Here is a 24,470-nt window from a genome sequence, read left to right on the forward strand (position 1 = left end):
AACGTGATTGAAATCACACACTTGGAACAGTTAAAAACTATCCCGTCCGTGTCAGAACTGCAGGGCCGGCGCGGTGAGCACCGCGTTCTCGCGGGCGCAGGTCGCCTCCACCGGGGGCGGTCCGTTGCCCTCGACGACCTTGGCGAGTTCGATCCGGGCCTTGTCCATGTCGGCCCGGAACTCCGCGTTCCCCATCAGGGCGGCGACGATCGCCGAGCCGTTGGTGCGGCCTGCCGCGACGTCGGTGAGCCAGTGCACGCCGCAGACGATCCGGCTCTCGCCGTACACGCGCCCGCGCGCCAGGATCGCACCGGACTTCGCGGGGATCAGGCTCGCCATCATCAGGGCGTAGGCCCAACCCTGCGTGGCATGGCCGGACGGGTAGCTGAAGCTGTCGGCAAGCTGCTGGGTCCGCTGCACGCAGATCGGCGCGTCGTTGCCCACGAACGGCCGCAGGCGGCGGTAGTGCAGCTTCGGCGCCTTGGTGCCGCGGGCGATATCGAGCCGGGCACGCTCGAACAGGTTGACCACGGCGGGCACGCGCGCCGCGTCGATCCTCGTGCCGAGCACGCAGGCGTAGGTGTCGAGGATCGCCGAGGCGCCCTCCGCCACGTCGTTGGCGGCCAGATCCCAGCGCGCGCTGCCCTTGAGGGCGCGCGTGGTGTTGAAGGCTGCCCGGTCGGCATTCTCGAGGGGCGAGTGGCTCGCGGGCGGCGGCGACAGGATCTTCACCGTGTCGGGGGCCTCCTCCTCGCTGAGATAGGGTCTCGCGGCGGGCCTGCCGGGCTTCAGCGTGTCGGCACCGACTGAGGGGGCGGATTGCGGACCAGGCGCGGCGCTCTCGGGCGGTGCGGCGGGCTTCGGCGGCTCGGCGCCGGCCGGCGCGGGCGTCAGCAGCGCGACCGTCGAGAGTGCAAGGGCCAGAAGCGCCGGCATGGCGCGGGCTGAAGAGGAGCGGAGCATCGGATTTTGCAGCGTCACAATCCTTTGATTCTTGGAATCATACGAGGCGATTCACGACGCGCCTATGGCACTCGGCACGGCCCGGGCCGCAACGGCCGCATTCATGATACATAAATGCCCCGTTCTCGCGTCCCGGGTCGGCTCGCGGACCGGTCAGACCGCTGCGCGGATCGCTGCGGCGACGGAAGCCGGATGCTCCTCGTGCGCGCTCAGGGCGCCGGGGACCACGACAGTGTGCACGCGCCCGCTCGCAGCCAGCGCGTCCATCTCGGCGCCCGAGCGGGGAGGGGCACGCTCCGGCCGCAGCACCTGCACGGGCGGCAGCCCTAACCCGAACAGGGCCAGGAACGCCTCGCGGCTGGCGACCGGATCGAGGCCGCCGGTGACGAAGGCGGCCGTGCCGAAGCGCCCGTTGCGCTGGCGCGTCACCGCATGCTTCGCGCGTATCAGGGCCGGCGTGACGCGCTCGGGATCGGCGTAGACGTGGGCCCGCATCATCCGGGCGATGATCGGCGGGCTGACGTTGAGGCGGTAGAGGGCGTCACCGAGGAGCGGCGTCTCGATGGCGCGCCGGATCCGGCCGTGGAGCGATCGGCGCCCGGGCATGGCGGTGGGCAGGGGTCCGCGCCAAGTGGGCGCCACGAGCACGAGCCGCCCGAAGAGCCCGGGATGGCGCGCGGCGGCGGCCACGAGGTAGCCCGCCGCGTGGCCGGCCGCGATCCCGAGGGCGTAGGGGCCGGGCAGGGCGGCGACGAGTGCGTCGAGAAAGGCGTGCAGCGTCGCCGGATCCAGGGGCAGGCGCTGGCGCGGGCGCTCACCGAAGCCCGGCCAGTCCGGTACGAGGCAGCGGTACTCGTCCGCCAGCGCCTCGGCGAGCCCGTGCATCTCGGCCCGCGCCGAGATGGTGGAGAGGGCCGGCAGCAACAGGGCCGCCGGTCCCTGCCCCCGCACATCGACCGGGGTGGGGCAGGGGCGTCCCGCGACCGTGAGGTCGAGGTGGCGGGTCTCCGGCCGCACGGGGCTCAGTCGCGCAGGAGCTCGTTGATGCTGGTCTTGGCGCGCGTCTGCGCATCGACCCGCTTCACGATCACCGCGCAGTAGAGCGAGGGGCCGGGCGAGCCGTCGGGCAGCGCCTTGCCGGGGAGCGCACCCGGCACCACCACCGAGTAGGCCGGCACGCGCCCGCGGAAGACCTCGCCGGTCTCGCGGTCGATGATCTTCGTGGAGGCGCCGATGAACACGCCCATGGAGAGCACGGCGCCGCGCTCGACCACCACGCCCTCGACCACCTCGGAGCGGGCACCGATGAAGCAATCGTCCTCGATCACCACCGGGCCGGCCTGGAGCGGCTCCAGCACGCCGCCGATGCCGACGCCGCCGGACAGGTGCACGTTCTTGCCGATCTGGGCGCAGGAGCCGACCGTCGCCCAGGTATCGACCATCGTGCCGGTGCCGACATGCGCGCCGAGATTGACGAAGGACGGCATCAGGATGACGCCCGGCGCGATGTAGGCCGAGCGGCGCACCACGGCGCCCGGCACCACGCGAAAGCCGGCATCGCGAAAGCGGTTCTCGCCCCAGCCCTCGAACTTCGAGGGCACCTTGTCCCAGGCCGGCGCGCCGGCGGCGCCGGCCGGCACCGCCACCATCTCGTTGAGGCGGAAGGAGAGCAGCACCGCCTTCTTGAGCCACTGGTTGACCTGCCAGCCCGCTTCCGCCTTCTCGGCGACCCGGGCCTTGCCGGCGTCGAGCAGGTTCAGGGCCTCGTCCACCGCCTCGCGCACGGGGCCGCGGGTGCCGGTGTCGATGGAGGCGCGCTCCTCCCAGGCGTTCTCGATGGTGCGGGCGAGATCGGCGTGGGCTTCCGTGCGGGCTTGGGCCTCGGACATGGTTCTTCCGGTCGGTGCTTCGGGTGGAATCGGGCCCGTGCTTACAGAGCCGGCCCAGGCCTGTCACCCTTCGGGCGGGCAGGGGAGGGGGTTCAGACGGCCGCCAGCAGGCCGCGTACCCGCTCCAGCCCCTGCGCGAGCCCGGCCAGATCCTCGGCCAGGGTGTCGTGGATGGCGGCGGCCGCGTCCGGAAACTCCTCCAGCACGCGCCGCATCAGGGCCGGGGTGATGCGCAGCACGGATGTCGGCTCGGCCGCGCGCGCCTCGCCCGGACGCTCGCCGCGCACGAACAGGGCCATCTGCCCGATCAGGGCGGCGCGGCCCGCGGCGACCGGCTCGGCGGCGGCCGTCGGCGGCGCCAGCAGGATGCGGCCGGAGACCACGACGAAGCCGCTGTCGGCCGGCTCGCCGCGCCGGAACAGGACCTCCTCGGCCGCGAGGTCGCGCCGCTCGGCCGCGAAGGAGAGAAGCCGCAGCGCGTCGCGCCCGAAGCAGCGGAACAGCGGTGCGGCGGCGAGAACCGCGATGTCGTCGTCGATCGCCAACGTCCCGATCCTCGGCCGTTCAGACGCGGACCGTTCTAGCCGAACCGGATCCGGCGCGCACGACGGGCGGGCGCGAAAAGACCGGGACGCCGGTCAGGGCAGCAACTTGTAGCCGCCGGCCTCGGTCACGAGGATGGCGGCGGTGGCCGGGTTCGGCTCGATCTTCTGGCGCAGCCGGTAGATGTGGGTCTCGAGCGTGTGGGTGGTGACGTGGGCGTTGTAGCCCCACACCTCGGCGAGCAGCGTGTCGCGTCCCACGACCTCGCGGCCGGCCCGGTAGAGGAAGCGCAGGATCGCGGTCTCCTTCTCGGTGAGCTTCAGCTTCGAGCCGCGCTCGCCGACCAGCAGCTTGGCGCCCGGCCGAAAGGTGTAGGGACCGATCTGGAAGACCGCGTCCTCCGAGGCCTCGTGGCTGCGCAGGTGCGCCCGGATGCGGGCGAGCAGGATGCCGAACTTGAAGGGCTTCGTGACGTAGTCGTTGGCGCCGGCCTCCAGGCCCTCGACCGTGTCCTCCTCCGAATCCTGGCCCGTCAGCATCACGACCGGGCCGCGATAGCCGTTGCGGCGCATCCGGCGCACCGCCTCGCGCCCGTCCATGTCGGGCAGACCGACATCCATGACCGCGAGATCGATCCGGTGCTCGGCGACCGCCTCGACCGCCGCGGCGGCGCTCGCTACGGCGACGACCGTGAACTCCTCGTAGGCATCGAACTGCTCGGTCAGAGTCTCCCGCAGGATCGCGTCGTCGTCGCAGATCAGGAGGCGGTAGGCGTTCATCCGTCCAACTCTCAAAGGCCCGCGCGGTCAGAGCCGGGCCATGGAGTCGCGCGCACGGCCCCCGGAGCGGGAGACCGGGCTCGCCGCTGCGAACCCCCTGGCTCCGGATCCGCAGGTCCGGGCATATGCACGAGAATAAGGCGCGATTCGCCGTTGTGAATTGGCTTGTGCACAATTCTTCATACTGTGTGCTCGCGCTTGCCTCAAGAGCCGCCCGTACCTGTTTCGAGACGAGGTCGTGTCGATGAAATCAACCCGCCTCCCGCTCACGCGGACCGTGCCGACGACGCTGCGGACGCTGCGCGTGCGGGCCGGGGCCGGGGACCGCAGACGCGGGCAGATCCTAGTGCCGGGCTGCCCGATCCCCTGCGCGCTCGGCGCCGCCGGGATCGTGCGCGCCAAGCGGGAAGGGGATGGCGGCTCGCCGCGCGGCAGCTTCCGCCTGCTCGGCGGCGCCTACCGGCACGACCGGCTGGGAAAGCGCCCGGTGACGGCCCTGCCGCTGCGCCGGACCGGCCCGCGGGACGGCTGGTGCGACGACCCCCGCGACCGGCGCTACAACCGGCCCGTCCGCCTGCCCGTGCCGGGGGTGAGCCACGAGCGGATGTGGCGCGAGGACGGGCTCTACGACGTGGTGATCGACCTCGACTACAACCGCGGGCCGATCCGCCCCCGCCGGGGCTCCGCGATCTTCCTGCACGTCGCCCGGCCGGGCTTCCGCCCGACGGAGGGGTGCGTCGCCCTGCGGCTGCCGGACCTGCTCCGGCTGCTGCGGCGGGTCGGGCCGAGGACGCGGCTGCGGATCCTCTGAGCCGATCCCGCGAGGGACTCCATGCCGGCACATCAACGGCGCCATGCCCCCCGGGATCCGGCCGCCGGGTAGACGCGCGGGCCGTGCCTGTGGCCTAACCCGCAGGCGAATCCGGCGCCGCCCGCTGCGCCGTCGGGGTTGAGGAGAATCCAGGGCATGCCCCCTGCCGAAGCGTCCGGGCCGGTGCGCGCCCGCGCCGAGACCGTGAGGAAGGCCGGCGGTGCGCCGCTGATCCCGAGTCCCTGCCACTGCCTCGCCGTCCGGCAGGCGGCGCGGCACATGACGCAGTTCTACGACCGCTTCCTCGCCGTCTCGGGCCTGCGGACGACGCAGTTCTCCGTGCTGGCGGTGCTCGACCGGACCGGAGCGCTCGCGGTGAACGAACTCGCGGTGCATCTCGTGATGGACCGCACCGCAACCGGCCGGACCCTGCGCCCGCTCGCCCGCGACGGCCTCGTCGAGATCGGGCCGGGCCGCGACGGCCGCACCCGCTCGCTCAGCCTCACGCCGGCGGGCCGCGCCAAGCTGGAGGCGACCCGCGCCCTCTGGCGCCGGGCCCAGGCCGCCTTCGAGGCGCAGTACGGTGCGGAGGAGGCCGACACCCTGCGCCTCTCGCTCGCCCGGGTGGTCGGGCGGGCCTGATCGGCCTCGTCAGCCCCGGCGGGCGCGGGCGCCGAAGATCGCGGTGCCGACCCGGACATGGGTCGCGCCGAGTTGGATCGCCGCCGGGTAGTCGGCGCTCATGCCCATCGAGAGGATCGGCAGGTTGTGGCGCTCCGCGATCCGCGCCAGCAGGGCGAAGTGGGCGGACGGCGGATCCTCAAGGGGCGGCACGCACATCAGCCCCTGGATCGCGAGCCCGTGCGTGTCGCGGCACTCGGCCAGGAGCACGTCGACTTCGTCCGGCGCGATCCCGCCCTTCTGGGGCTCCGCGCCGGTGTTCACCTGGATCAGCAGCTTCGGCGCCCGTCCGGTGCGGGCGATCTCCTTGGCGAGCGCCGCGGCGAGCGAGAGCCGGTCGAGCGCGTGGATCACGTCGAACAGCTCGACCGCCTCGCGAGCCTTGTTCGACTGGAGCGGGCCGACGAGGTGCAGCTCGACATCCGGGTAGCGCGCCTTCAGATCCGGCCACTTGGCGCGCGATTCCTGCACGTAGTTCTCGCCGAAGACCCGCTGCCCGGCCTCGAGCGCCGACAGGATTCCCTCGGCCGGCACCGTCTTCGAGACCGCGATCAGCCGGACGCCCGCGGGGTCCCGCCCGCAATCCTCGGCCGCCTGCGCGATCCCGGCCCGCACCTCGGCCAAGCCTGCCGCGACGTCGGCCTCGCCGACGGGAGGGCGGGCGACGGGGGAGGGGGCGGGTTCGGTCATCGGCACGTCCAGCTTTTCGGGTCGGTTCAGGCGAGGGACCTACCAGCCGCAACGCGCGCCGCAAGCGCCCGGCTCCGCACAGCAGCGGGCGCGCAGGGGCGGTGCGCGCCCGCGCGTTGACCGGAGCGGGCGCGGATATGCTAGTGCCGGCCCGAATGCGGCCTCCGGGCCCGCCGCCCGTTCCCTGCGATCCGAGCCATGACGAACCCGAACCCGACCGCGCCCGAGCGCTACAACGCCAAGGATGCCGAGCCGCGCTGGCAGGAGGCCTGGGCGCAGGCCAGGATCTTCGAGACGCCGAACGACGATCCCCGCCCGAAATACTACGTGCTGGAGATGTTCCCCTACCCGTCGGGGCGCATCCACATGGGGCACGTGCGCAACTACGCGATGGGCGACGTGGTGGCCCGCTACAAGCGCGCGAAGGGCTTCAACGTGCTGCACCCGATGGGCTGGGACGCCTTCGGCCTGCCCGCCGAGAACGCCGCCATGGAGCGCAAGGTCAACCCGCGCGACTGGACCTACGCGAACATCGCCACCATGCGCGGCCAGCTCCAGTCCATGGGCCTGTCGCTCGACTGGAGCCGCGAGATCGCGACCTGCGATCCGGACTACTACAAGCACCAGCAGCGCATGTTCCTCGATTTCCTGGAGAAGGGGCTGGTCACGCGCCGCACCGCGAAGGTGAACTGGGACCCGGTCGATCACACGGTGCTCGCCAACGAGCAGGTGATCGACGGGCGCGGCTGGCGCTCGGGCGCGCTGGTCGAGAGCCGCGAGCTGACCCAGTGGTTCTTCAAGATCACCGACTTCGCCGAGGATCTGCTCGGCGCCCTCGACGGCCTGGACCGCTGGCCGGAGAAGGTCCGGCTGATGCAGAAGAACTGGATCGGCAAGTCGGAGGGCCTCGAGGTCCGCTTCGCGCTGACCCGGCCCGCCAAGGGGCAGGACGCGGTGAAGGTCTACACCACGCGGCCCGACACGCTGTTCGGCGCGAAGTTCCTGGCGATCGCGGCCGACCATCCGCTCGCGGCCGCGCTGGCCGCCGACAGGCCGGAGCTGCAAAGCTTCATCGAGGCGTGCCGCCGCATCGGCACCGCCCAGGAGGCGATCGACACGGCCGAGAAGCTCGGCTTCGACACGGGGCTCACCGTGCGCCACCCGCTCGACCCGGCCTGGGAACTGCCGGTCTACGTCGCGAACTTCGTGCTGATGGAGTACGGCACCGGCGCCGTGTTCGGCTGCCCGGCCCACGACCAGCGCGACCTCGACTTCGCCAACAAGTACGGCCTCGGCAACACGCCGGTGGTCTGCCCGGAGGGGCAGGACCCGGCCGCCTTCGTCGTCACGGACACCGCCTACGACGGCGACGGACGGCTGATCAACTCGCGCTTCCTCGACGGGATGACCACGCACGAGGCCTTCGAGGCGGTGGCCAACCGCCTGGAGCAGGAGGTCCTGGCGGGCGAGGCCGTGGCCGCCCGCAAGGTGCAGTTCCGGCTGCGCGACTGGGGCGTGTCGCGCCAGCGCTACTGGGGCTGCCCGATCCCGATCATCCACTGCGACGCCTGCGGCCCGGTGCCGGTGCCCGTCGCCGACCTGCCGGTGCGGCTGCCCGACGAGGTCTCGTTCGACCAGCCCGGCAATCCCTTGGAGCGCGACCGCGCGTGGCGCGACGTGCCGTGCCCGAGATGCGGGCAGGCGGCCCGGCGCGAGACCGACACGATGGACACCTTCGTGGACTCGTCCTGGTACTTCGCACGCTTCACCGCGCCCTGGCTCACGGACGCGCCGACCGACCGCCGGGCGGTCGATCACTGGCTCGCGGTCGATCAGTATATCGGCGGCATCGAGCACGCGATCCTGCACCTGCTCTACGCCCGCTTCTTCACCCGGGCGATGCGCGAGGCCGGCTGGTCCGGCGTGGCCGAGCCCTTCGCGGGCCTGTTCACGCAGGGGATGGTCGTCCACGAGACCTACAAGGACGAGGCCGGCGCCTGGGTGCCGCCCGCCGAGATCCGGTTCGAGGGCGGGGAGGGTGGCCGCCAAGCGTTCCACGTGAAAACCGGCGCGCCGATCGCCATCGGGGCGATCGAGAAGATGTCGAAGTCGAAGAAGAACGTGGTCGATCCCGACGACATCATCGCGAGCTACGGTGCGGACACCGCCCGCTGGTTCATGCTCTCGGACTCGCCGCCCGAGCGCGACGTGATCTGGACGGAGGAGGGCGTGCAGGGCGCCGCCCGCTTCGTCCAGCGGGTCTGGCGCCTCGTGAACGCGGCGGCGCAGGCGACCGGGGACGGCGCGGCCGATCTCTCCTTGCGCAAGGCGGCGCACCGGGCGCTGGCGGGCGTCGGCGAGGATGTCGAGCGCCTGCGCTTCAACCGCTGCGTCGCGCAGGTCTACACGCTGGCCAACGCCCTCGACGAGGCCCTGCGCGGCACCGCCTCCCGCGCCGCCGCCACGGAGGCCGCCGGCATCCTGGTGCAGCTCATCGCCCCGATGATGCCGCACCTCGCCGAGGAATGCTGGCAGGCGCTCGGGCGCTCGGGGCTGGTGGCCCAGGCCCCCTGGCCGGAGGTCGAGGCGGCGCTGCTGGTCGAGGACGAGATCACGCTCCCGGTGCAGATCAACGGAAAGAAGCGCGCGGACGTCACCGTGCCCCGCGACGCCGACGCGAAGGCCGTCGAGGCCGCGACCCTGGCGCTGGAGGCCGTTCAGAAGGTGTTGGAGGGGCGGGCGCCCCGGAAGGTCATCGTGGTGCCGGGCCGGATCGTGAACCTGGTGGTGTGAGGCCGCAGGATCCGCCCCGGCGGATTGCCACGTTCACGTGCTTCATACGGCCTTCGGTCGATCGGTTCGGCCGTCCGGGGTGAATCGCGCCGTGCCCCCTCTCCCATAGGGAGAGGGTTGGGGTGAGGGGTATGACGCCTCAGGACCGAGCACGGGATCGACGCGCGTTCAGCTCCGCGCCCTACCTGGAAACCTCATACCCCTCACCTGGCTTTCTGCGAAAGCAGACCTCTCCCTATGGGAGAGGGGACTCGCGCCTCATACAGGTTCTCGTCCTGGGAACGAGATCGATAAGGACCGCGTGCCCTGCGCGGGCGGAGAGGAACTGTATCGCTGTCCTCAGATACCCGGCGCCGCGAGCGCCTCGCGCACGATGCTCGCGACCGCTCCCGCGCGGTGGTCCTTCGCGACGATCAGCGCGTCGGGCATCCGATCGACCGCCGCGCGCTCGGCCTCCGTCATGTCGCAGGCCAGCACGACGCGCAGCGAGGGGCGCAGCGCCCGGGCTTCCTGGGCCAGCTGCGAGCAGCACAGCCGCCCCTCCAGCGAGGCGTCGACCACCATCACGTCGAGGGGAAGCCCGAGGGCGAGCACGGCCATCGCGTCCACCCCGTTGTCGCAGGCCGTGACCTGATAGCCGGTCCGGCGGATCTGGGCGGAGACGGCGTCGCGCCAGCGCTTCTGGCGGCCGGCGACGAGCACCTGAACCCGGTAGCATCCCCTAGGCGGGACGACGGGAGAATCGGCAGCGGATCCGAGGGCTACTCGCGGCATGGCGCGATCGGCATCGTGTTCGCGTTGCATTGCATCATGCTAGACCGACATCTCGCGGTCACACAAGGGTCTTGCCGCGAAGGCGCCGCAATTCCGGCCGGGCTGCCCGGCCGAGAGGCATCGCGACCCGGCGCACCGCGACGCGGCACGGGTGCGTGCGGGACCCCGGGGCCCGGTTGACGGCCGAGCCTCCCGCGGGGCAACACCGCGGCGCCCCGCGGTCAACGCCGGAGATCGTCCTTGTCGTCCGCCAATCCGCCGCCCGTCTCGCCCCTCGCCCCGAAGACACAGCCGGACCTGCCGCCCGTCGCAGGGGTGCGCCTCGCCACCGCGCAGGCCGGCATCCGCTATTCCGGCCGCACGGACGTGCTCTATGTCGGGCTTGCCGCCGGCACCGTGCCGGCGGGGGTGTTCACCCGCTCCAAGTGCCCCTCCGCGCCGGTCGACTGGTGCCGCGAGGCGCTGACCTCCGGATCGGCCCGGGCGCTCGTCGTGAATTCCGGCAACGCCAACGCCTTCACGGGCCGGCGCGGCCGCGATGCGGTGGCGCTCACCGCCCGCATCGCCGCGCAGGCCGCACCTTGCGCAGAGACCGACGTGTTCGTCGCCTCCACGGGCGTGATCGGCGAGCCCCTGGACGCCTCCAAGTTCGAGGGCGTGCTGGCCGATTGCGCGGCCCGTGCCGAGGACGGCCCCGCCGCCTGGGCCGCGGCCGCGCAGGCCATCATGACCACCGACACCTTCCCGAAGCGCGCCACGCGCCGGGCCGAGATCGACGGCAGCGCCGTGACCATCAACGGCATCGCCAAGGGCGCGGGCATGATCGCCCCCGACATGGCGACGATGCTGGCCTTCGTCTTCACCGACGCCGCCCTGCCGCAGCCGGTGCTCCAGGCGCTGCTCACGGAAGGGGCGGACCGCAGCTTCAACTGCGTGACGGTCGATGGCGACACCTCGACCTCCGACACCCTGATGCTGTTCGCCACGGGCAGGGCCGGCAACGCGGCGGTGGCGGACGCCGCCGACCCGCGCCTCGCCGGCTTCCGGGCGGCGCTCGACGACCTGCTCGCGGAACTCGCGCAACTCGTGGCCAAGGACGGGGAGGGCGCGCGCAAGTTCGTGACCGTCGAGGTCACGGGCGCCGAGAGCGACCGCTCCGCCCACCGCATCGCCATGTCGATCGCGAACTCGCCGCTGGTGAAGACCGCGGTGGCGGGCGAGGACGCGAACTGGGGCCGCGTCGTGATGGCGGTCGGCAAGGCCGGAGAGCCCGCCGACCGCGACCGCCTCGCGATCTGGTTCGGCGACGTGCGCGTGGCCGTCGCGGGCGCGCGCGACCCCGATTACAGCGAGGACGCGGCGAGCGCCGTGATGCGCGAGCAGGACATCCGCGTCCGGGTCGATCTCGGGTTGGGGGAGGGCAGCGCCCGCGTCTGGACCTGCGACCTCACCAAGGCCTACATCGAGATCAACGGGGATTACCGCTCGTGAGGGCCGCGCTCGCCGGCCTCGCCCTGCTGCTCGTCGCGGCGCCCGCGCGCGCCGACGATGCCTGCGCGCACACGATCGGCGTCACGGGCCGGGCGGCCTCCGCCCGCGCGCCCGACTTCGCCGCGGTCACGGTCGGCGTCGAGACGAAGGCACAGAGCCCGGCCGCGGCGCTCGACGCCGCCTCGAAGGCGGTCGCGGGCGTGGTCGCCCTCGGGCGCGAGCTCGGCGTGCCGGAGGGCGACATCGGCACCTCCGCGGTCGTGCTCGAGGCGGCGACCCGCGCGGTCACCCGTCCGAACGGCACCGTCGAGTCCCAACCGGACGGCTACCGGGCGGCGAACGCGGTCACGATCCGGCTCGCCGACATGGGCCGCCTCGGCGACCTGCTGCGCCGGGCGCTCGACGCCGGCGCCAACCGGATCGATTCCATCGGCTTCGGCCTGAACGATCCCGAGAAGGTCGACGCGGAGCTTCAGGTCGCCGCCGCCAGGGACGCGCGCGCCCGCGCCGCGGAACTCGCCGAAGCGGTCGGCGCCAAGCTCGGGCGGCTGTGCAGCCTCTCCGGAAGCGGCAGTGCCGTGCCGCCGCCCATGCCGATGGCCGCGCAGGCGCGCATGAAGGCCCCGGCGCCGGGCCGCCGGGTGCCGCTCGCCGCCGGCGCGATCGAGAGCCGCAGCGAGGTCCAGGCCAGCTTCGCGGTCGCGCAATGACCAGGAGCGAGGCCGCGCCGCTGCGCCTGCTCCTCGTGGTGGCGGTCGCCCTGGTGGACCGGGACGGGCGCGTGCTGGTGAGCCAGCGCCCGCCCGGCAAGCAGCTCGCGGGTCTGTGGGAGTTCCCGGGCGGCAAGGTCGAGCCCGGGGAGCGGCCCGAGGCCACGCTGATCCGCGAACTCGCCGAGGAGATCGGCGTGCGCGTCGAGGAGCCCTGCCTCGCTCCGCTCACCTTCGCGAGCCACGCCTACGAGAGCTTCCACCTGCTGATGCCGCTCTACGTTTGCCGCCGCTGGTCCGGCACGCCGCAGGGTCTTGAGGGTCAGGCCTTGAAATGGGTCCGGCCGAGTGCCTTGCGGGATCTCGCCATGCCGCCCGCGGACGAGCCTCTGATCCCGTTCCTGGTCGATCTGCTCGGCCCCTGACCATGAAAAAGGCCCCGCACCGGTGGTGCGGGGCCCTGCTGCTCCGGGGACTGGGACGGCTCAGTGACCGCCGGCCTCGGCGTTGCGGGTGGTCTCGTAGAGGAACCACGTGCGCTCCTCGGACTGGTCGATCCACTCCTCCAGCAGGCTGGTGGTCGAGACGTCGTTGGCCTCGTCGGTGACCTCGTGCAGCTCGCGCATGCGGGCGGTGAGCGCCTTGTTGTCGTCCCGCAGTTCCTTGAGCATGTCGAGCGGACCGACATACTCGGCGTCGTTGTCCTGCACGTTGGTCAGCGACTTCGCTTGGCCGATCGAGCGCAGCACCGTGCCGCCGATCTTGCGGCCGCGCTCGCCCACGGCGTCGATGATCGCGAAGATCTGCTGCGATTGCTCGTCGAGGAGCAGGTGGTAGTCGCGGAAGTTCGGGCCGCTGATGTGCCAGTGGAAGTTCTTCGTCTTGATGTAGAGCGCGAAGAGGTCCGACAGCAGGACCGTCAAGCCCTCGGAGATCTTCTTGACGTCCTCGGGGTTGAGGTCGGTCGGGGTGTTGAGGCGGTCGCTGCCGATCCGGCTGACGGGCTTGGCCTTGGCCATGGAGGTCTCCGTTCGTCTGGAATGTCCGGTGTCGATGCTGCGCCCACGGGTGTCCCTGCGGTCGCGCTGGCATCGTTCATCGGCAGAATGAGCGGTGACGCTGTTTGTTCCGGCCCCCCCGGGACGCGCATGGCCGGGTCCCGGGGGACGCAAAGCCTGGATCCGTTCTAAACTATCCGTGATGCGTCAATCGGCCTGCCCGACCAGACCCGGCGGCAGCAGGGGCGCGGGCTTCGAGGCCCGCGGCGCGGCCGGGCGGATCGATCCTGTGGTGGCGGGATCCGCGGGCCGCGGCTCGGCGGCGCGGGCCTCGGCGGGCTTCGGTCGCGTCTCCGCGGGGCGCGCCTGCGTCCCCGCCGCGGCTGGGCGCGCGGGAGCGGGCTTGGTTGCCTCGGAAGGTTTGACGGTGGCCGCCTTGCCCGCATCGGCCGGCGCCCCCGGCGCGTCGAGGCCGTAGATGTCGTCGCGGAAATGGGCGCGCCCGTCCGGCGTGGCGTAGCCGGTCAGGTAGACGAAGGTGACCGGCACGGGCTTGGGCAGCTTGATGTCGCGGCGCTCGCCGTCGGCGATGCCGGTCTCGATCTCGATCGGCCCCCAGGACGAGCCCGGCCCGTTCGGTCCCTCGGTGCCCTGCAGCAGCCAGCCGACGAACTCCTTGACCTGACCCACCCGGACGCAGCCGTGGCTGTGGAAGCGCACGGAGCGGCCGAAGAGCGACTTCGAGGGCGTGTCGTGCATGTAGACCGCGTGACGGTTCGGCATGTCGATCCGCACCTGGCCGAGCGAGTTGTCGAAGCCCGGATCCTGCCGCAGCGTGTAGTTCGCCGCCTTGTTGGTCGACCAGTCGAGCGTGGTCGGATCGACCTCGACGCCGCCGGGGCCGAGGATGCGGATGTGGTTCTTGGCGAGGTAGCCGGGTTCCTTGCGCATCCGCGGGATGATCTCGTTCTTCACCACCGAGATCGGCACGGTCCAGGTCGGGTTGAAGTTGACGTCGGTGATGCGGGTCTCGACCGCGGGCGTGGCCTTGTCGGGGCTGCCGACCACCGCGACGTAGCGGCGCGCGACCTGGCCTCGCTCCACCGCCTCGACCACCGCGGAGGGGATGTTCACCACCACGTAGCGCTCGCCGAAGGGGAAGTTCGAGCCCATCAGGCGCTGGGCCGAGGCGGCGAGCTGGCGCTGACGCACCGCGGCCGGCACGTTCAAGGCCGCGAGGGTCTGGCGGCCGAGGAGCCCTGTCTCGGGCAGGCCGTGCCGGGCCTGGAAGGCCGTGATGGCGGCGATGAGCGGCGGATCGAGCCGGTCGCTCGGGGGCGCGTCCGCGGGCAGGTCGCCGGTGAGCGTGAGGTGATGGCGCAGGGCGGGCACGGCCGGGTTGCTGGCGCCGGGCTTCAGCACGAGGTCGGCCGGCAGAGGCTCCCAGCCGCCCGCCTCCGCGAAGGCTTGATAGCGCTCGGCGGCGCGCAACGTGTCGAGGAAGGTGCGCGGGTTGAGCGTCGGCGTCGGATCGGCCGAGACCTTCGCGTAGACGAGCGGCGCGGGCTCTTTCTTCCGCTGCGCCTCCTTCTGGGCCGCGTCCTTCTGAACGCCGTCCTTGGGCTGGGCCTCCGCGGGTTTCGGCGGGGCGGACTCGGCCTTCCGGTTGGCATCCCTGGCTTGCGCCTCCGCCTTGCGCGGCGCGGGCTCGGCCTCCTTCTGGGCCGAGGCGGGCGCGACCTGCACCGGCACCGGGAGGGGAGCCGGGACCGGCGGGGTGGCCGGCGCCGGGGCGGTCTGCACCTGCGCGGCGGGCTCCGCGGGGGCGTTCTGCGCCGCCGCCGGGCCGAGCGCGATCAGAAGCGCGAGCGGCGCCGCGGCGGCGCGTGCGCAAGCGGACGTCGGGACCATACGCGTGACTCCGGTCGAGATGCCCGCTCGCGGACGGGACGGATCATGGCCGCCGGATGGTTACCAATCCGCTCCGCCCGGCGGCGCGCCTCTGTCCCACTCGACGCGGCGGCCCGGCGCCCCACCCTTCGTCCGACGGTTCAACGGAAGGTCCCGGAGAGTTCGAGCGATGCCCCATCCTGCGATCAGCCCTGGCCGCGCCGCCGTGGTGACGGGGGCCGCGAGCGGCATCGGGCTCGCCGCCGCCAAGGCCTTCGCGGGGGCCGGCATGCACGTCTGGCTGGCCGACCTGCCGGGCGAGGCCCTGGAGGCGGCCCGCGCCGAGGTCGCCGCGCTCGCCGCCGTCGAGGTGCGGGCGGTGGCGACCGATGTCGGGCGGCGCGAGGCCGTCGAGGCCTTGCGCGACGCGGTCGCGCGCTCGGGCCCGCCCGCGGTAGTCATGCTGAATGCCGGGATCGAGGCCGGCGGACGCCTGTTCTCGGACGCGGAGACCTGGGCCCGCATCCTCGACACGAATCTCTGGGGCGTGATCAACGGCGTGCAGGCCTTCGCCCCCGGCATGATCGAGGGCGGCCAGCCGGGCGCGCTCATCGTCACCGGCTCGAAGCAGGGCATCACCACGCCGCCCGGCAACACGCCCTACAACGTGTCGAAGGCGGGCGTGAAAGCCCTCACCGAGGCGCTCGCCCACGACCTGCGCGGGCGCGAGAGCTGCCGCACCAGCGCCCACCTGCTGATCCCGGGCTTCGTCTACACGGGCCTCACCCGGGCCCGCGGGGTGGCCGAGAAGCCCCCTGGCGCCTGGACGCCGGAGGAGACCGTGGCCTTCATGCTGGAGCGGCTGGAGGCCGGCGACTTCTACATCCTCTGCCCGGACAACGAGACCACGACGGAGCAGGACCGGCGCCGCATCGCCTGGGCGGCGGGCGACATCATCGAGAACCGCCCCGCCCTCTCCCGCTGGCACCCGGACTACGCCGAGGCGTTCCGACAGCATATGGAGCGCTGACGTCGCCCTCGGGGCCAGTGGGGCCGGCTGGCGAAGGCTTTGCTAAGGCGTATAAGCCGCAGAGTTGCCCGGGATCTTCAGGGCCGTCAGCACACGGGAGCCGCCCTTGGCCACGATCATCCCCGTCGCCTCCTTCGACTGCGTCGTGTTCGGCGCGACCGGCGACCTGACGACCCGCAAGCTCCTGCCGGCCCTGTTCTACCGCTTTCAGGACGGGCAGATCCCCGGCACCAGCCGCATCATCGGCGCCTCGCGCACCGACATCGCTGCCGAGACGTTCCGCGAGCGCGCCCGCGACGCGATCAAGCGCTTCGTGCCGCCCCAGGACATCCGCGAGGGCGCGCTCGATGCCTTCATCGACCATCTCGACTACGTGATGATCGACGGCGCGGGCGAGGAGGGTTGGGCCGAACTCACCGCCAAGCTGAACGAGCGGCCCGACCAGGTGCGGCCCTACTACCTCGCCACCTCGCCCGACCTCTACGGCCCGATCTGCCGCAACCTCGCGAGCCACGGGCTGATCGGCGAGAAATCGCGCGTCGTACTGGAGAAGCCGATCGGCAAGGACCTGAAATCGGCCCGCGCCATCAACGACGCGGTGGGCGAGGTCTTCCCCGAGACGCAGATCTACCGGATCGACCATTACCTGGGGAAGGAGACCGTCCAGAACCTGCTGGCGCTGCGCTTCGCCAACACGATCTTCGAGCGGCTCTGGACCGCCGACGTGATCGACCACGTCCAGATCACGGTGGCGGAGACGGTGGGCGTCGAGGGCCGGGCCGGCTACTACGACCGGTCGGGTGCACTCCGCGACATGCTACAGAACCACCTGCTGCAGCTCCTCTGCCTCACCGCGATGGAGAGCCCGCTCAACCTCGACGCCAACGCGGTGCGCGACGAGAAGCTGAAGGTCTTGCGCGCCCTGAAACCCATCACGCCGAACGACGTGCAGCAGGTTACCGTGCGCGGCCAGTACGGCGCGGGCGCCGTCGCGGGCAAGCCGGTCGAGAGCTACGCCACCGAGCTGGAGGGCCCGAGCCGGACCGAGACGTTCGTGGCCATGAAGGTCGAGGTGCAGTCCTGGCGCTGGGCGGGCGTGCCGTTCTACCTGCGCACCGGCAAGCGCATGCCCCAGAAGCTCTCCGAGATCGTGGTGCAGTTCCGCGCCTCGCCCTTCTCGATCTTCCCCGAGGAATCGTTCGGGCGCGAGCCGAACCGTCTCGTCATCCGCCTGCAGCCGCAGGAGGGCATGAAGCTCGAGGTGATGACGAAGGATCCGGGCCCCGGCGGCATGCGCCTGAGGCCGACCAACCTCGACATTTCCTTCGAGGAAACCTTCAAGCAGCGCTACCCCGACGCCTACGAGCGGCTGCTGATGGACGTGGTACGCGGCAACGCCACCCTGTTCATGCGCCGTGACGAGGTCGAGGCAGCCTGGGCCTGGGCCGACGGCGTGCTCAAGGCCTGGTCCGACCGCCCGGAGGCGCCGCGCCCCTACCCGGCGGGCACCTGGGGGCCGACCTCAGCCATCGCGCTGATCGAGCGCGACGGCCGCACCTGGCACGAGGAACTGCGATGAGAGGGTGCGCGCTCGGATCGGCACTCGGACTGCTCTGCCTCGCGGCGTGGCCGGCCCTCGCCCAGCCGCGCCCCGACGTCACGGCGATGACCTGCGCCGAGGCGCAGGCCCTCGTGGCGCGGGCGGGCGCCATCGTGGTCACCACGGGCCCCGCGACCTACACGCGGGCGGTGCGCGACGTCGGCTTCTGCGTCGTCGAGAAATCGACGCAGCCGGACTACGAGCGGACGCGGGATGTGCCGAACTGCTTCATCGGCTACCGCTGCGTCGATCCGTTCTCGGAAGGCCGCGACGGCCCCTGAGGAGGGGAGGGCGCCCAACGGCCAAGCTGCCGGAATCCGGCCCTCGGCTCTCCTTGTTACGGACATGCGCGCCCCGGATCGTACCCGGACGAGCCCCCAAGGGGGCCGAACGGGGTTCGGGGCATCCATGTCCGAGTTCGACGCCATCCGTCTGCAACTGTCGGTCGCCGCGGCCCTGCAGGCGATCGCCACCGTCCGCGCCGAGCGCGAGACGCCCGCCACGCACGCCGCCCGCCGGCAACTCGGCGCGATCCACGTCGCGACGCGCCTGCGCAAGCGCCTGGAGCGCGAGCGGCGGACGGGCTGAGCCCGCTCAGGCCGGCGCGTCCCAGGTCTCGCTGATCCGATCGCCGTCCCGCTCCAGGTGTGCCCGCAGGATCACGTCGCCGGGCGGCAGCGGCGCGGGCGGGCGCCACTCCACGTAGATGCGCCAGCCGCCGGTCTGCGGCACGGGCGCCGCGACCGGTTCGACCATCTCGCCCGCGCTCGCCGAGACCACCGCCCGGACGCGCGCGTCATGGTCCCGCGGCAGGTTCGGGCCCTCGAAATCGATCGCGTAGAGCCGCCGCTCCGGGCTTGGCGGCTGGGTCGGGCGCAGGCGCTCGGCCGAGCCGACGCGGGTCGAGACCACGCGCGCGAGATCGCCGGGCAACGCCCCGGTCGGCTCCGCTCCCACGGTGGTCAGGCGGTAGGCGAGGCGCAGCGGTTTGCCGGCTTCCAAGGGCGTGGCCGGCACGAAGGCCGCCACGATGTTGTCCATGTACTCCTCGCGCGAGGGGATCTCGAAGAGCTGCACGGCGCCGTCCGCGAAGGCGCCGCCGGGCCGCGGCGAGGCCCCGGCCGCGACCATCTCGGGGCGCGCCTCCGCCTCGACCGGCTCGATCCAGTGGCCCGGCCGGGCCTCGTGCCGGGCCTCGACGTCGAGATAGGCGGCAAAATTCCGCTCCCGCTGCAGCAGGCCGAAGCCGCGCAGGGGGGCTGCCCGGAAGGCCGAGATCTGCGGTGCCGGGCGCCCGTTCACCAGCGGGCGCCAGAGCCGTTCGCCACCGGCCGCCACGGCGAGCCCGTCCGAATCGTGCACTTCGGGCCGGAAATCGTCGAAGGGTTGGGCATTGCGGGCGCCCGGCCCGCTCTCTCCATGCAGGAACATGCTGGTCAGCGGCGCGAGCCCGACCTTGTCGAGCCTCCGGCGGGGATGGAGCGAGGCGGTCACGGTCATGCGGGACGGGTCGCCGGGCGCGATCTCGAACCGGTAGGCACCCGCCACGCTCGGCGCGTCGAGGAGCGACAGCACCGTGAGGGTGCGCGCCTCCGGTTCCGGTTCGCAGATCCAGTGGGCGACGAAGTCCGGGAACTCCTCGCCCTCGGGCGCGCCCGTGCCGATGGCGAGCCCGCGGGCCGAGAGTCCGTATTCCTGCCCGTCCCCGCGCAGGCGGAAATACGAGGCGCCGAGGAAGACCAGGAACTCTTCCTGGAAGCCGGGCGGGCGGTCCTTCGGCGCGTCCGCGAAGACGTAGTGCAGGCGGAAGCCCGCGAAGCCGAGATCGGGTGCGAAGCGCTGGCCGGCCAGGTCCTTGCCGAGGTCGAACAGGCGCTGGTCGTAGGCCACGGGGCGCGGCGCGCCGTCCCGCGGCTGCACGAAGAGCCGCACGCGCTTCCTCTGCAGGAAGCCGCGGTGGAAGAGTTGCGCGCTGAAGTTCCGCCCGAGGCGCAGCGCTTCCGCGGGACGGAAGACGATGCGGCGATAGCCGTCGTAGCTCAGCGCGGCGAGCGCGGGCGGCAGGTCGTCCGCCGGGGCGGCGTAGGGGGCGGCGGCGAGGCGTTGCGCCTGCGCCACCACGCCCTCGAAGGTCATCGGACCGGCCTCAGGCGCGGGATTCGGGACGGGCGCGGCCTCCTGTGCCATCGTTCTGGCGGCATTCAGGTCGATGGCGCTAGGAAAGATCGCGCCGGCAGCAGCGGTCGCGGCCGTCCGAAGAACGGAGCGGCGGGAGGGGGAACGTGAATCGTCCGGCGGCGGCCTGTCCCGCCGCTCCGGCCCCTGCCCTTCGCCACGCTCGAAGGCGTCCTCGCTCATCACGTTCTCCGCGGTCCCCGATGGCGGCCGTGCAGCCCTCTCGTCCGAGTCTCACCCGCCATGCTCACCACTCCGTCGCCGCATGAGACACCCGACGCGCCGCGCGCGGACGACCTCCGTGCAGGCCGCCCGTCGGCGACCGCGGAAGCCGTCACGGAAGCTTGGCAGGTGGAGTCCGGAACCCCCGGCGGCAAGGCCCCGCCGGATGGCAAGGCCCCGCTGGATGGCAAGCGGCCGCGGGCGTCCCGCGTCCTGCTGCGTCGACGCCTCGCCCTGGGGCTGCCCGCGCTCGCCACGGGCGCGGCCATCGCGGCGCTCGCCGCCGCCGCCTACCCGGCGACGGGCTGGCTCGGCGCCCTCGTGCTCGGCCTGTTCTGCGTGCTGATGGCGTGGCAATCCTTCACCGCCTGGCAGTACCTCTACGGCCTGATCGCGGCCGGCTTCGGGGACCGCGCCAAGTCTCTCCTGGAGCTGCGCTCGGACGGGCCGGTGCCCGCCCCGAGCGGCCGCAGCCGCACGGCCGCGGTCGTGGCGATCCACGCGGAGGACGCGGTCGCGGTCTTCGCGGGGCTTCGCGTCATGGCCCGCTCGCTCGCCCGCGCGGGTGCCGAGGACATCGACCTCTTCGTGCTCTCCGACACCCGCGACGGCGCCATCGCGGCGGTGGAGGAGCACGAGTTCGCCCGCATCCAGGCCTGGCGGGAGAGCGCCGGCCCCGACCTGCCGGTGATCCGTTACCGCCGCCGCACCGAGAATATCGGCCGCAAGGCCGGCAACATCGGCGAGTTCTGCGAGACCTACGGGCCCGAATACGACTTCATGATCGTGCTCGACGCCGACAGCCTGATGACCGGCGCCGCCATGCGCCGCCTGGTCGGGCTGATGGAGGAGAATCCCCGTGTCGGCCTGATCCAGACCGTCTCGTACGCGGCCGGGCGCGACACGCTGTTCGCCCGCGTGCAGCAATTCGCGGTGCGGCTCTACGCGCCGCTGGCGCTGCGCTGCCTCGAGACCTGGCAGGGGCCGGACGGCAGCTACTGGGGGCACAACGCGATCCTGCGCATCGAGGCCTTCGCCAGCAACGCCGCGCTTCCCGTGCTGCCGGGCAAGGCCCCGCTCGGCGGCGAGATCCTCTGCCACGACATCGTCGAGGGCGCGCTGCTGCGCCGGGCCGGCTGGGAGGTCCGCCTCGTCCCGGAGATGGGCGGCACCTGGGAGGAGATGCCGACGAACCTCGTCGATCTGCTCGGGCGCGAGCGCCGCTGGTGCCAGGGCAACCTGCAGCACCTCTCGGTGCTGCCCTGGCGGGGGCTTCGGGCGGCGAGCCGCTGGCACCTCGCGGTCGGCATCCTCTCCTACCTGATGCTGCCGCTCTGGATCGCCTTCCTGGGCCTGGGCACCTGGCAGGCGGCGCGGACCGGCGACCTCGGCCTCATCGGCTACGGGCTCACCGGCACCGGGGCCGCCGCCCATGTGCTCGCCGCCCTGACCGTCGCGGTGCTGGCCCTGCCGAAGCTCCTGAGCCTGGGCCATGTGCTGGTGTCCCCTGAGCGCCGCGCCGCCTTCGGGGGCACGCGGAGCCTGCTCGCCAGCGCGGCGCTGGAGCAGCTCGTCTGGGTGGTGCTCTGGCCGGTGATGACCCTGTTCACCGCGGGCGCCGTGGTCTCGACCTTCTTCGGCCGGGTGGTGCGCTGGGACGCGCAGGTGCGCGATGACCGCCGGGTGCCGTGGAGCGAGGCGTTCCGCCTCCAGGCCGACGCGGTGGTGGTCGGCGCGGTGCTGGCGCTGGGCCTCGCGCTCGCGGGCGACCCGGTCCTCGCCCTGTGGATGGCGCCGCTGGCGCTGGCGCTGATCACCAGCCCGGTCCAGAGCGTGGTGACGAGCAGCGCCGAGCTCGGCCGGCTGTCGCGCCTGCGCGGTCTGTTCCTCACCGCGGACGACACGGCCCAGGCCCCGGAACTCGCCGAGCTGCACCAGACCCGCGCGCTGCCCGCCCCCGCCAAGCCGGCCCATCGCGAGCCGCAGCCGGTGGTCCTCCTGGCAACCGACGAGGCCTGAGATCCGCGCGATTCCCAAGGGCCGAGGCCGTTTCGGCGCCTGCAGGCGGGGTCCCGGAATGGAGGTTCCAGATGCAGGGTTTCACCCTACACCCACCAAAGGTCTCGGACCTCTGGAATCCGGGACCTCCTACTTCCGTTCCAGCACCTGGATCGGGTTCGTCCGATCGCTCGCCGCGGGCTCCTGCGTGAGCGAGCTGGAGCCCGGCTTGCGCTCCTGCGGGGCCTGGCCCTTGACCGAGCCGGGGCCGCCGACCGCGGTGCCGGAGGCGCCGGTCTGGGACGGCACGGTGCCGCTCGCCAGTTCCAGGCAGGTCACCATCTCGACGTAGGACGGGTAGCCGCCCGCTTCGAACTGGCTCTGGCACTGTTTCTTCGCGGCCGGCGTGTAGTCGCCCCAGCGGCGCTCGGCCTCCTTCCGGGCCTCCCGCTCCGAGCGGAGACAACCCTTGCGGCTATCCTCCTCGGAGGCGCTGGAGCCGATATCGACGCGGCCGGCGCTCTTGCAGGTCTTCTCGATGTCGAGGTCCGGGACCGCGTCGGCGCGGGCCGCGCCTGCGAGGCAGCCGAGGAGCGCGAGGGCGGCGGCGCACGTCGGGGCGGAGCGGAACGGTTTCATGGTGGTGAACTCCGGCGCGGGGTCGGGCCCGGCGCGGAAGCCGGGCGCATCGTGCCGGCACAACGCTCAAGGCGCCCGTTCGTCGCCGCCGCAGCCGTGAATTTCCCCCGCGGCCCGGCCGGCGCGCCTCAGAGGGGCGCCGCCCTGGGCCAGCGCCCGCGCGGCACCGGGGAGCGCGGCGGCGGGCACGAGGAGCGGCAGGCCGGTCGTCAGGTCGCCGGGGTTTCGAGGCTCAGTTGCCCCGGCAGCGCGCCTTGATGGCGCCGGCGAACTCGCGCTCGGAGCCCTGGACCTGGGCGAGCCGCTCGTTGCGTTCCGAGCCCGACAGGCAGCGACCGTAGACGCTGGCGACGCGCCGCATCGTGTCGATGTGGCGTCGCCAGATCCGGCAGTTCTTGGCCTCGTCGCCGTCCGCCTGCTCCAGCTGGTCGATGGCCTGGCGCTGCATCGACTGGGCGACCAGCACGTCGCGCGGGCAGGTGCCGTCGGCCGCACTCTGCGCGCCGGCGCCGGCCGGGATCAGGGCGAGCGCCAGGGTCGCGAGAAGAAGAGGACGGGTCATGCCGCCTGAGGTGCCGGGGTGTGGGTGAGCAGGGCGTAGAGGGCGCTGGCGTCCCGGGCGGCGCGGATGCGCTCCAGGATGCCGGGCTCGCGCAGGACGCGGGCGACCTGGGCCAGGGCCTTCAGGTGGTCGGCGCCCGCCCCCTCGGGTGCGAGCAGCAGGAAGGCGATGTCGACGGGCTGCCCGTCGAGCGCCTCGAAATCCACGGGCTTCTCCAGCCGCGCGACGAGACCGAACAGGCGGTCGAAGCCCGGCAGCTTGCCGTGCGGGATCGCGACGCCGTCGCCGATGCCGGTCGAGCCCAGACGCTCGCGCTGGAGCAGGGTCTCGAACACCTCGCGCTCGTCGAGGCCGGGCAGGCGGCGGGCCGCCTGCGCGCTCAGCTCCTGCAGGACCTGCTTCTTGGCGCGGGCGCGCAACGACGGCACCACGGAATCCGGATCGAGGAATTCCAGGATTGGCATGGGAGGACCGTTGCCCCTTTGGCCGGATCCGGAGGGACCCTGGGCCGTCACCTGGGGCCGGTCCGGCCGGCCCCTCGAGTCTCAATCACCGGCCTGAAGGGCGGTTCCGGATCCGTCCCGGTGCCTCAGGCAGCCTCGGGCGGATCGACCCATCCGATCGCGCCGTCGCTGCGCCGGTATACGACGTTGATGCGGCCGGTGCCAGCGTGCACGAAGACGAGGACCGGGGCGCCCGTGAGATCGAGGGCGGTGACCGCCTCGCTGACCGAGTGCCGCTTGAGGGTCCGGGTGCTCTCCGCGACGATCGGCGGGTGCTCGGCCCCGTCCTCCTCCTGCACCTCCTCGGGCTCCTCGTCCTCGGGTGCGGCGAAGACCGCGTAGGCCGCCTCGACCGCGCCGTTGGTCTGGGCGGCCGCGTGGTCCTTCAGGCGGTGCTTGTAGCGGCGCAGGCGCTTCTCGAGCCGGTCGGCGGTCTGCTCGAAGCTCGCGCGGGGGTCGTGGGCGGCGCTGGTCGCCTCCAGGGTCAGGCCCGAGACGAGGTGGATGACGCAGTCCGTGCGGTAGGCGGTGCCGTCGCGCCTGAGGGTGACGTGGCCCGTGCAGGTGCCACTCATGTGGCTGTCGAGGTACTTCGAAAGCGTCGCCGCCATCCGATCCTCGACGCGCCCGCGCAGTGCTTCCCCGAGGTCCAGGCCGTGGCCCGTGACGCGCAACGCCCCCATGTTTCCTCCGCTCAGAACAGGTGTGGCAGGAGAGTTAAGGAGCCGG

Annotated in this window: 25 protein-coding genes; 11 read left to right on the forward strand and 14 right to left on the reverse strand. The window is 72.6% G+C overall.

Going from position 1 to position 24,470, the window contains the following annotated elements; genetic code table 11:
- Nucleotides 1-51 precede the first annotated feature (51 nt).
- The 5 genes from MFF56_RS11335 to MFF56_RS11355 all read right to left on the reverse strand — a co-directional run bounded on the left by MFF56_RS11335 (nucleotide 52) and on the right by MFF56_RS11355 (nucleotide 4,174).
- The gene (locus MFF56_RS11335) at nucleotides 52-963 is read right to left on the reverse strand and encodes an acid phosphatase (protein WP_066919487.1); all 912 of its coding nucleotides are present in this window, start codon (nucleotides 961-963) and stop codon (nucleotides 52-54) included.
- Between the two features lie 153 nt (nucleotides 964-1,116).
- Nucleotides 1,117-1,980, reverse strand: a complete 864-nt coding sequence (locus tag MFF56_RS11340; RefSeq protein ID WP_156453535.1) for an alpha/beta fold hydrolase — start codon at nucleotides 1,978-1,980, stop codon at nucleotides 1,117-1,119.
- Nucleotides 1,981-1,985: 5 nt separating this feature from the next.
- Nucleotides 1,986-2,852, reverse strand: a complete 867-nt coding sequence (dapD, locus tag MFF56_RS11345; RefSeq protein ID WP_066919489.1) for a 2,3,4,5-tetrahydropyridine-2,6-dicarboxylate N-succinyltransferase — start codon at nucleotides 2,850-2,852, stop codon at nucleotides 1,986-1,988.
- Nucleotides 2,853-2,944: 92 nt separating this feature from the next.
- Nucleotides 2,945-3,397, reverse strand: a complete 453-nt coding sequence (locus tag MFF56_RS11350; RefSeq protein WP_066919491.1) for a Crp/Fnr family transcriptional regulator — start codon at nucleotides 3,395-3,397, stop codon at nucleotides 2,945-2,947.
- A 93-nt stretch (nucleotides 3,398-3,490) separates the two neighbouring features.
- A complete protein-coding gene (locus MFF56_RS11355; protein WP_066919494.1) occupies nucleotides 3,491-4,174 on the reverse strand; it encodes a response regulator transcription factor in 684 nt (227 codons plus the stop codon).
- Between the two features lie 244 nt (nucleotides 4,175-4,418).
- Between MFF56_RS11355 and MFF56_RS11360 the strand changes: the two genes are divergently transcribed.
- Both MFF56_RS11360 and MFF56_RS11365 read left to right on the forward strand, forming a co-directional pair.
- Nucleotides 4,419-4,985 (forward strand): L,D-transpeptidase family protein, encoded by a 567-nt coding sequence (locus MFF56_RS11360; protein WP_066919496.1) that lies wholly within the window; start codon nucleotides 4,419-4,421, stop codon nucleotides 4,983-4,985.
- 156 nt (nucleotides 4,986-5,141) lie between these two features.
- On the forward strand, nucleotides 5,142-5,627 hold the full coding sequence (locus tag MFF56_RS11365; protein ID WP_082772888.1) for a MarR family winged helix-turn-helix transcriptional regulator: 486 nt from the start codon (nucleotides 5,142-5,144) through the stop codon (nucleotides 5,625-5,627).
- 9 nt (nucleotides 5,628-5,636) lie between these two features.
- Here MFF56_RS11365 and MFF56_RS11370 read toward each other — a convergent pair whose 3' ends face one another.
- Nucleotides 5,637-6,356 (reverse strand): YggS family pyridoxal phosphate-dependent enzyme, encoded by a 720-nt coding sequence (locus MFF56_RS11370; protein ID WP_238230031.1) that lies wholly within the window; start codon nucleotides 6,354-6,356, stop codon nucleotides 5,637-5,639.
- A 198-nt stretch (nucleotides 6,357-6,554) separates the two neighbouring features.
- Here MFF56_RS11370 and leuS point away from each other — a divergent pair, with 198 nt between their 5' ends.
- Nucleotides 6,555-9,149, forward strand: coding sequence for a leucine--tRNA ligase (gene leuS, locus MFF56_RS11375; RefSeq protein WP_066921941.1), 2,595 nt, complete (start codon nucleotides 6,555-6,557; stop codon nucleotides 9,147-9,149).
- Between the two features lie 339 nt (nucleotides 9,150-9,488).
- On the opposite strand, the gene MFF56_RS11380 is transcribed toward leuS, so the two are convergent.
- Nucleotides 9,489-9,851 (reverse strand): response regulator, encoded by a 363-nt coding sequence (locus MFF56_RS11380; RefSeq protein ID WP_308445269.1) that lies wholly within the window; start codon nucleotides 9,849-9,851, stop codon nucleotides 9,489-9,491.
- Nucleotides 9,852-10,163: 312 nt separating this feature from the next.
- Between MFF56_RS11380 and argJ the strand changes: the two genes are divergently transcribed.
- The 3 genes from argJ to MFF56_RS11395 are packed head-to-tail and all read left to right on the forward strand — an operon-like array spanning nucleotide 10,164 to nucleotide 12,549.
- Nucleotides 10,164-11,414, forward strand: a complete 1,251-nt coding sequence (gene argJ / locus MFF56_RS11385; RefSeq protein WP_066921940.1) for a bifunctional glutamate N-acetyltransferase/amino-acid acetyltransferase ArgJ — start codon at nucleotides 10,164-10,166, stop codon at nucleotides 11,412-11,414.
- Entirely contained in the window at nucleotides 11,411-12,124 is a 714-nt protein-coding gene (locus tag MFF56_RS11390; RefSeq protein WP_066921939.1) for an SIMPL domain-containing protein, read from the forward strand. Before argJ ends, MFF56_RS11390 begins: the two co-directional genes overlap by 4 nt.
- On the forward strand, nucleotides 12,121-12,549 hold the full coding sequence (locus MFF56_RS11395) for a (deoxy)nucleoside triphosphate pyrophosphohydrolase (RefSeq protein ID WP_238230032.1): 429 nt from the start codon (nucleotides 12,121-12,123) through the stop codon (nucleotides 12,547-12,549). The genes MFF56_RS11390 and MFF56_RS11395 overlap by 4 nt, the downstream gene beginning before the upstream one ends.
- 60 nt (nucleotides 12,550-12,609) lie before the next feature.
- On the opposite strand, the gene MFF56_RS11400 is transcribed toward MFF56_RS11395, so the two are convergent.
- Both MFF56_RS11400 and MFF56_RS11405 read right to left on the reverse strand, forming a co-directional pair.
- Entirely contained in the window at nucleotides 12,610-13,143 is a 534-nt protein-coding gene (locus tag MFF56_RS11400; protein ID WP_066921935.1) for a Dps family protein, read from the reverse strand.
- A 186-nt stretch (nucleotides 13,144-13,329) separates the two neighbouring features.
- Complete coding sequence (locus MFF56_RS11405; protein ID WP_238230033.1) at nucleotides 13,330-15,033, reverse strand: L,D-transpeptidase family protein; 1,704 nt, start codon at nucleotides 15,031-15,033, stop codon at nucleotides 13,330-13,332.
- A 169-nt stretch (nucleotides 15,034-15,202) separates the two neighbouring features.
- Here MFF56_RS11405 and MFF56_RS11410 point away from each other — a divergent pair, with 169 nt between their 5' ends.
- From MFF56_RS11410 to MFF56_RS11425, 4 genes are all read left to right on the forward strand, one after another.
- Nucleotides 15,203-16,042, forward strand: a complete 840-nt coding sequence (locus MFF56_RS11410; RefSeq protein WP_066920035.1) for an SDR family NAD(P)-dependent oxidoreductase — start codon at nucleotides 15,203-15,205, stop codon at nucleotides 16,040-16,042.
- A gap of 106 nt (nucleotides 16,043-16,148) precedes the next feature.
- A complete protein-coding gene (gene zwf, locus MFF56_RS11415) occupies nucleotides 16,149-17,621 on the forward strand; it encodes a glucose-6-phosphate dehydrogenase (RefSeq protein ID WP_066920036.1) in 1,473 nt (490 codons plus the stop codon).
- On the forward strand, nucleotides 17,618-17,923 hold the full coding sequence (locus tag MFF56_RS11420) for a hypothetical protein (protein WP_066920037.1): 306 nt from the start codon (nucleotides 17,618-17,620) through the stop codon (nucleotides 17,921-17,923). Before zwf ends, MFF56_RS11420 begins: the two co-directional genes overlap by 4 nt.
- Nucleotides 17,924-18,050: 127 nt before the next feature.
- Complete coding sequence (locus MFF56_RS11425; RefSeq protein WP_066920038.1) at nucleotides 18,051-18,230, forward strand: hypothetical protein; 180 nt, start codon at nucleotides 18,051-18,053, stop codon at nucleotides 18,228-18,230.
- A 6-nt stretch (nucleotides 18,231-18,236) separates the two neighbouring features.
- Here MFF56_RS11425 and MFF56_RS11430 read toward each other — a convergent pair whose 3' ends face one another.
- The gene (locus MFF56_RS11430; RefSeq protein ID WP_066920039.1) at nucleotides 18,237-19,778 is read right to left on the reverse strand and encodes an OpgD/OpgG family glucan biosynthesis protein; all 1,542 of its coding nucleotides are present in this window, start codon (nucleotides 19,776-19,778) and stop codon (nucleotides 18,237-18,239) included.
- A 390-nt stretch (nucleotides 19,779-20,168) separates the two neighbouring features.
- Here MFF56_RS11430 and mdoH point away from each other — a divergent pair, with 390 nt between their 5' ends.
- Complete coding sequence (mdoH, locus tag MFF56_RS11435) at nucleotides 20,169-22,058, forward strand: glucans biosynthesis glucosyltransferase MdoH (RefSeq protein WP_066920040.1); 1,890 nt, start codon at nucleotides 20,169-20,171, stop codon at nucleotides 22,056-22,058.
- Between the two features lie 129 nt (nucleotides 22,059-22,187).
- Here mdoH and MFF56_RS11440 read toward each other — a convergent pair whose 3' ends face one another.
- The 4 genes from MFF56_RS11440 to hpf form a co-directional block, all read right to left on the reverse strand.
- Nucleotides 22,188-22,676 carry a hypothetical protein gene (locus MFF56_RS11440; protein ID WP_066920051.1) on the reverse strand — a complete coding sequence of 163 codons (489 nt, stop codon included), beginning with the start codon at nucleotides 22,674-22,676 and terminating at the stop codon, nucleotides 22,188-22,190.
- 232 nt (nucleotides 22,677-22,908) lie between these two features.
- Nucleotides 22,909-23,238 (reverse strand): hypothetical protein, encoded by a 330-nt coding sequence (locus MFF56_RS11445; RefSeq protein ID WP_066920041.1) that lies wholly within the window; start codon nucleotides 23,236-23,238, stop codon nucleotides 22,909-22,911.
- Nucleotides 23,235-23,702 carry a PTS IIA-like nitrogen regulatory protein PtsN gene (gene ptsN / locus MFF56_RS11450; RefSeq protein WP_066920042.1) on the reverse strand — a complete coding sequence of 156 codons (468 nt, stop codon included), beginning with the start codon at nucleotides 23,700-23,702 and terminating at the stop codon, nucleotides 23,235-23,237. The genes MFF56_RS11445 and ptsN overlap by 4 nt, the downstream gene beginning before the upstream one ends.
- Before the next feature lie 125 nt (nucleotides 23,703-23,827).
- Nucleotides 23,828-24,424, reverse strand: coding sequence for a ribosome hibernation-promoting factor, HPF/YfiA family (hpf, locus tag MFF56_RS11455; RefSeq protein WP_066920043.1), 597 nt, complete (start codon nucleotides 24,422-24,424; stop codon nucleotides 23,828-23,830).
- Nucleotides 24,425-24,470: the final 46 nt, after the last annotated feature.

The sequence above is a fragment of the Methylobacterium hispanicum genome (genome assembly GCF_022179285.1).
GTDB classification, from domain to species: Bacteria; Pseudomonadota; Alphaproteobacteria; order Rhizobiales; family Beijerinckiaceae; genus Methylobacterium; species Methylobacterium hispanicum.

Bases quoted from the DNA above. Each gene is read 5' to 3' on its own strand.
- MFF56_RS11365 (WP_082772888.1), top strand. From the start codon at position 5,142: ATGCCCCCTGCCGAAGCGTCCGGGCCGGTGCGCGCCCGCGCCGAGACC.
- ptsN (WP_066920042.1), bottom strand. From the start codon at position 23,702: ATGCCAATCCTGGAATTCCTCGATCCGGATTCCGTGGTGCCGTCGTTG.
- MFF56_RS11355 (WP_066919494.1), bottom strand. From the start codon at position 4,174: ATGAACGCCTACCGCCTCCTGATCTGCGACGACGACGCGATCCTGCGG.
- MFF56_RS11395 (WP_238230032.1), top strand. From the start codon at position 12,121: ATGACCAGGAGCGAGGCCGCGCCGCTGCGCCTGCTCCTCGTGGTGGCG.
- MFF56_RS11440 (WP_066920051.1), bottom strand. From the start codon at position 22,676: ATGAAACCGTTCCGCTCCGCCCCGACGTGCGCCGCCGCCCTCGCGCTC.
- MFF56_RS11405 (WP_238230033.1), bottom strand. From the start codon at position 15,033: ATGGTCCCGACGTCCGCTTGCGCACGCGCCGCCGCGGCGCCGCTCGCG.
- leuS (WP_066921941.1), top strand. From the start codon at position 6,555: ATGACGAACCCGAACCCGACCGCGCCCGAGCGCTACAACGCCAAGGAT.
- MFF56_RS11360 (WP_066919496.1), top strand. From the start codon at position 4,419: ATGAAATCAACCCGCCTCCCGCTCACGCGGACCGTGCCGACGACGCTG.
- MFF56_RS11400 (WP_066921935.1), bottom strand. From the start codon at position 13,143: ATGGCCAAGGCCAAGCCCGTCAGCCGGATCGGCAGCGACCGCCTCAAC.
- hpf (WP_066920043.1), bottom strand. From the start codon at position 24,424: ATGGGGGCGTTGCGCGTCACGGGCCACGGCCTGGACCTCGGGGAAGCA.
- MFF56_RS11420 (WP_066920037.1), top strand. From the start codon at position 17,618: ATGAGAGGGTGCGCGCTCGGATCGGCACTCGGACTGCTCTGCCTCGCG.
- MFF56_RS11335 (WP_066919487.1), bottom strand. From the start codon at position 963: ATGCTCCGCTCCTCTTCAGCCCGCGCCATGCCGGCGCTTCTGGCCCTT.
- dapD (WP_066919489.1), bottom strand. From the start codon at position 2,852: ATGTCCGAGGCCCAAGCCCGCACGGAAGCCCACGCCGATCTCGCCCGC.
- MFF56_RS11430 (WP_066920039.1), bottom strand. From the start codon at position 19,778: ATGACCTTCGAGGGCGTGGTGGCGCAGGCGCAACGCCTCGCCGCCGCC.
- MFF56_RS11410 (WP_066920035.1), top strand. From the start codon at position 15,203: ATGCCCCATCCTGCGATCAGCCCTGGCCGCGCCGCCGTGGTGACGGGG.
- MFF56_RS11445 (WP_066920041.1), bottom strand. From the start codon at position 23,238: ATGACCCGTCCTCTTCTTCTCGCGACCCTGGCGCTCGCCCTGATCCCG.
- MFF56_RS11425 (WP_066920038.1), top strand. From the start codon at position 18,051: ATGTCCGAGTTCGACGCCATCCGTCTGCAACTGTCGGTCGCCGCGGCC.
- MFF56_RS11370 (WP_238230031.1), bottom strand. From the start codon at position 6,356: ATGACCGAACCCGCCCCCTCCCCCGTCGCCCGCCCTCCCGTCGGCGAG.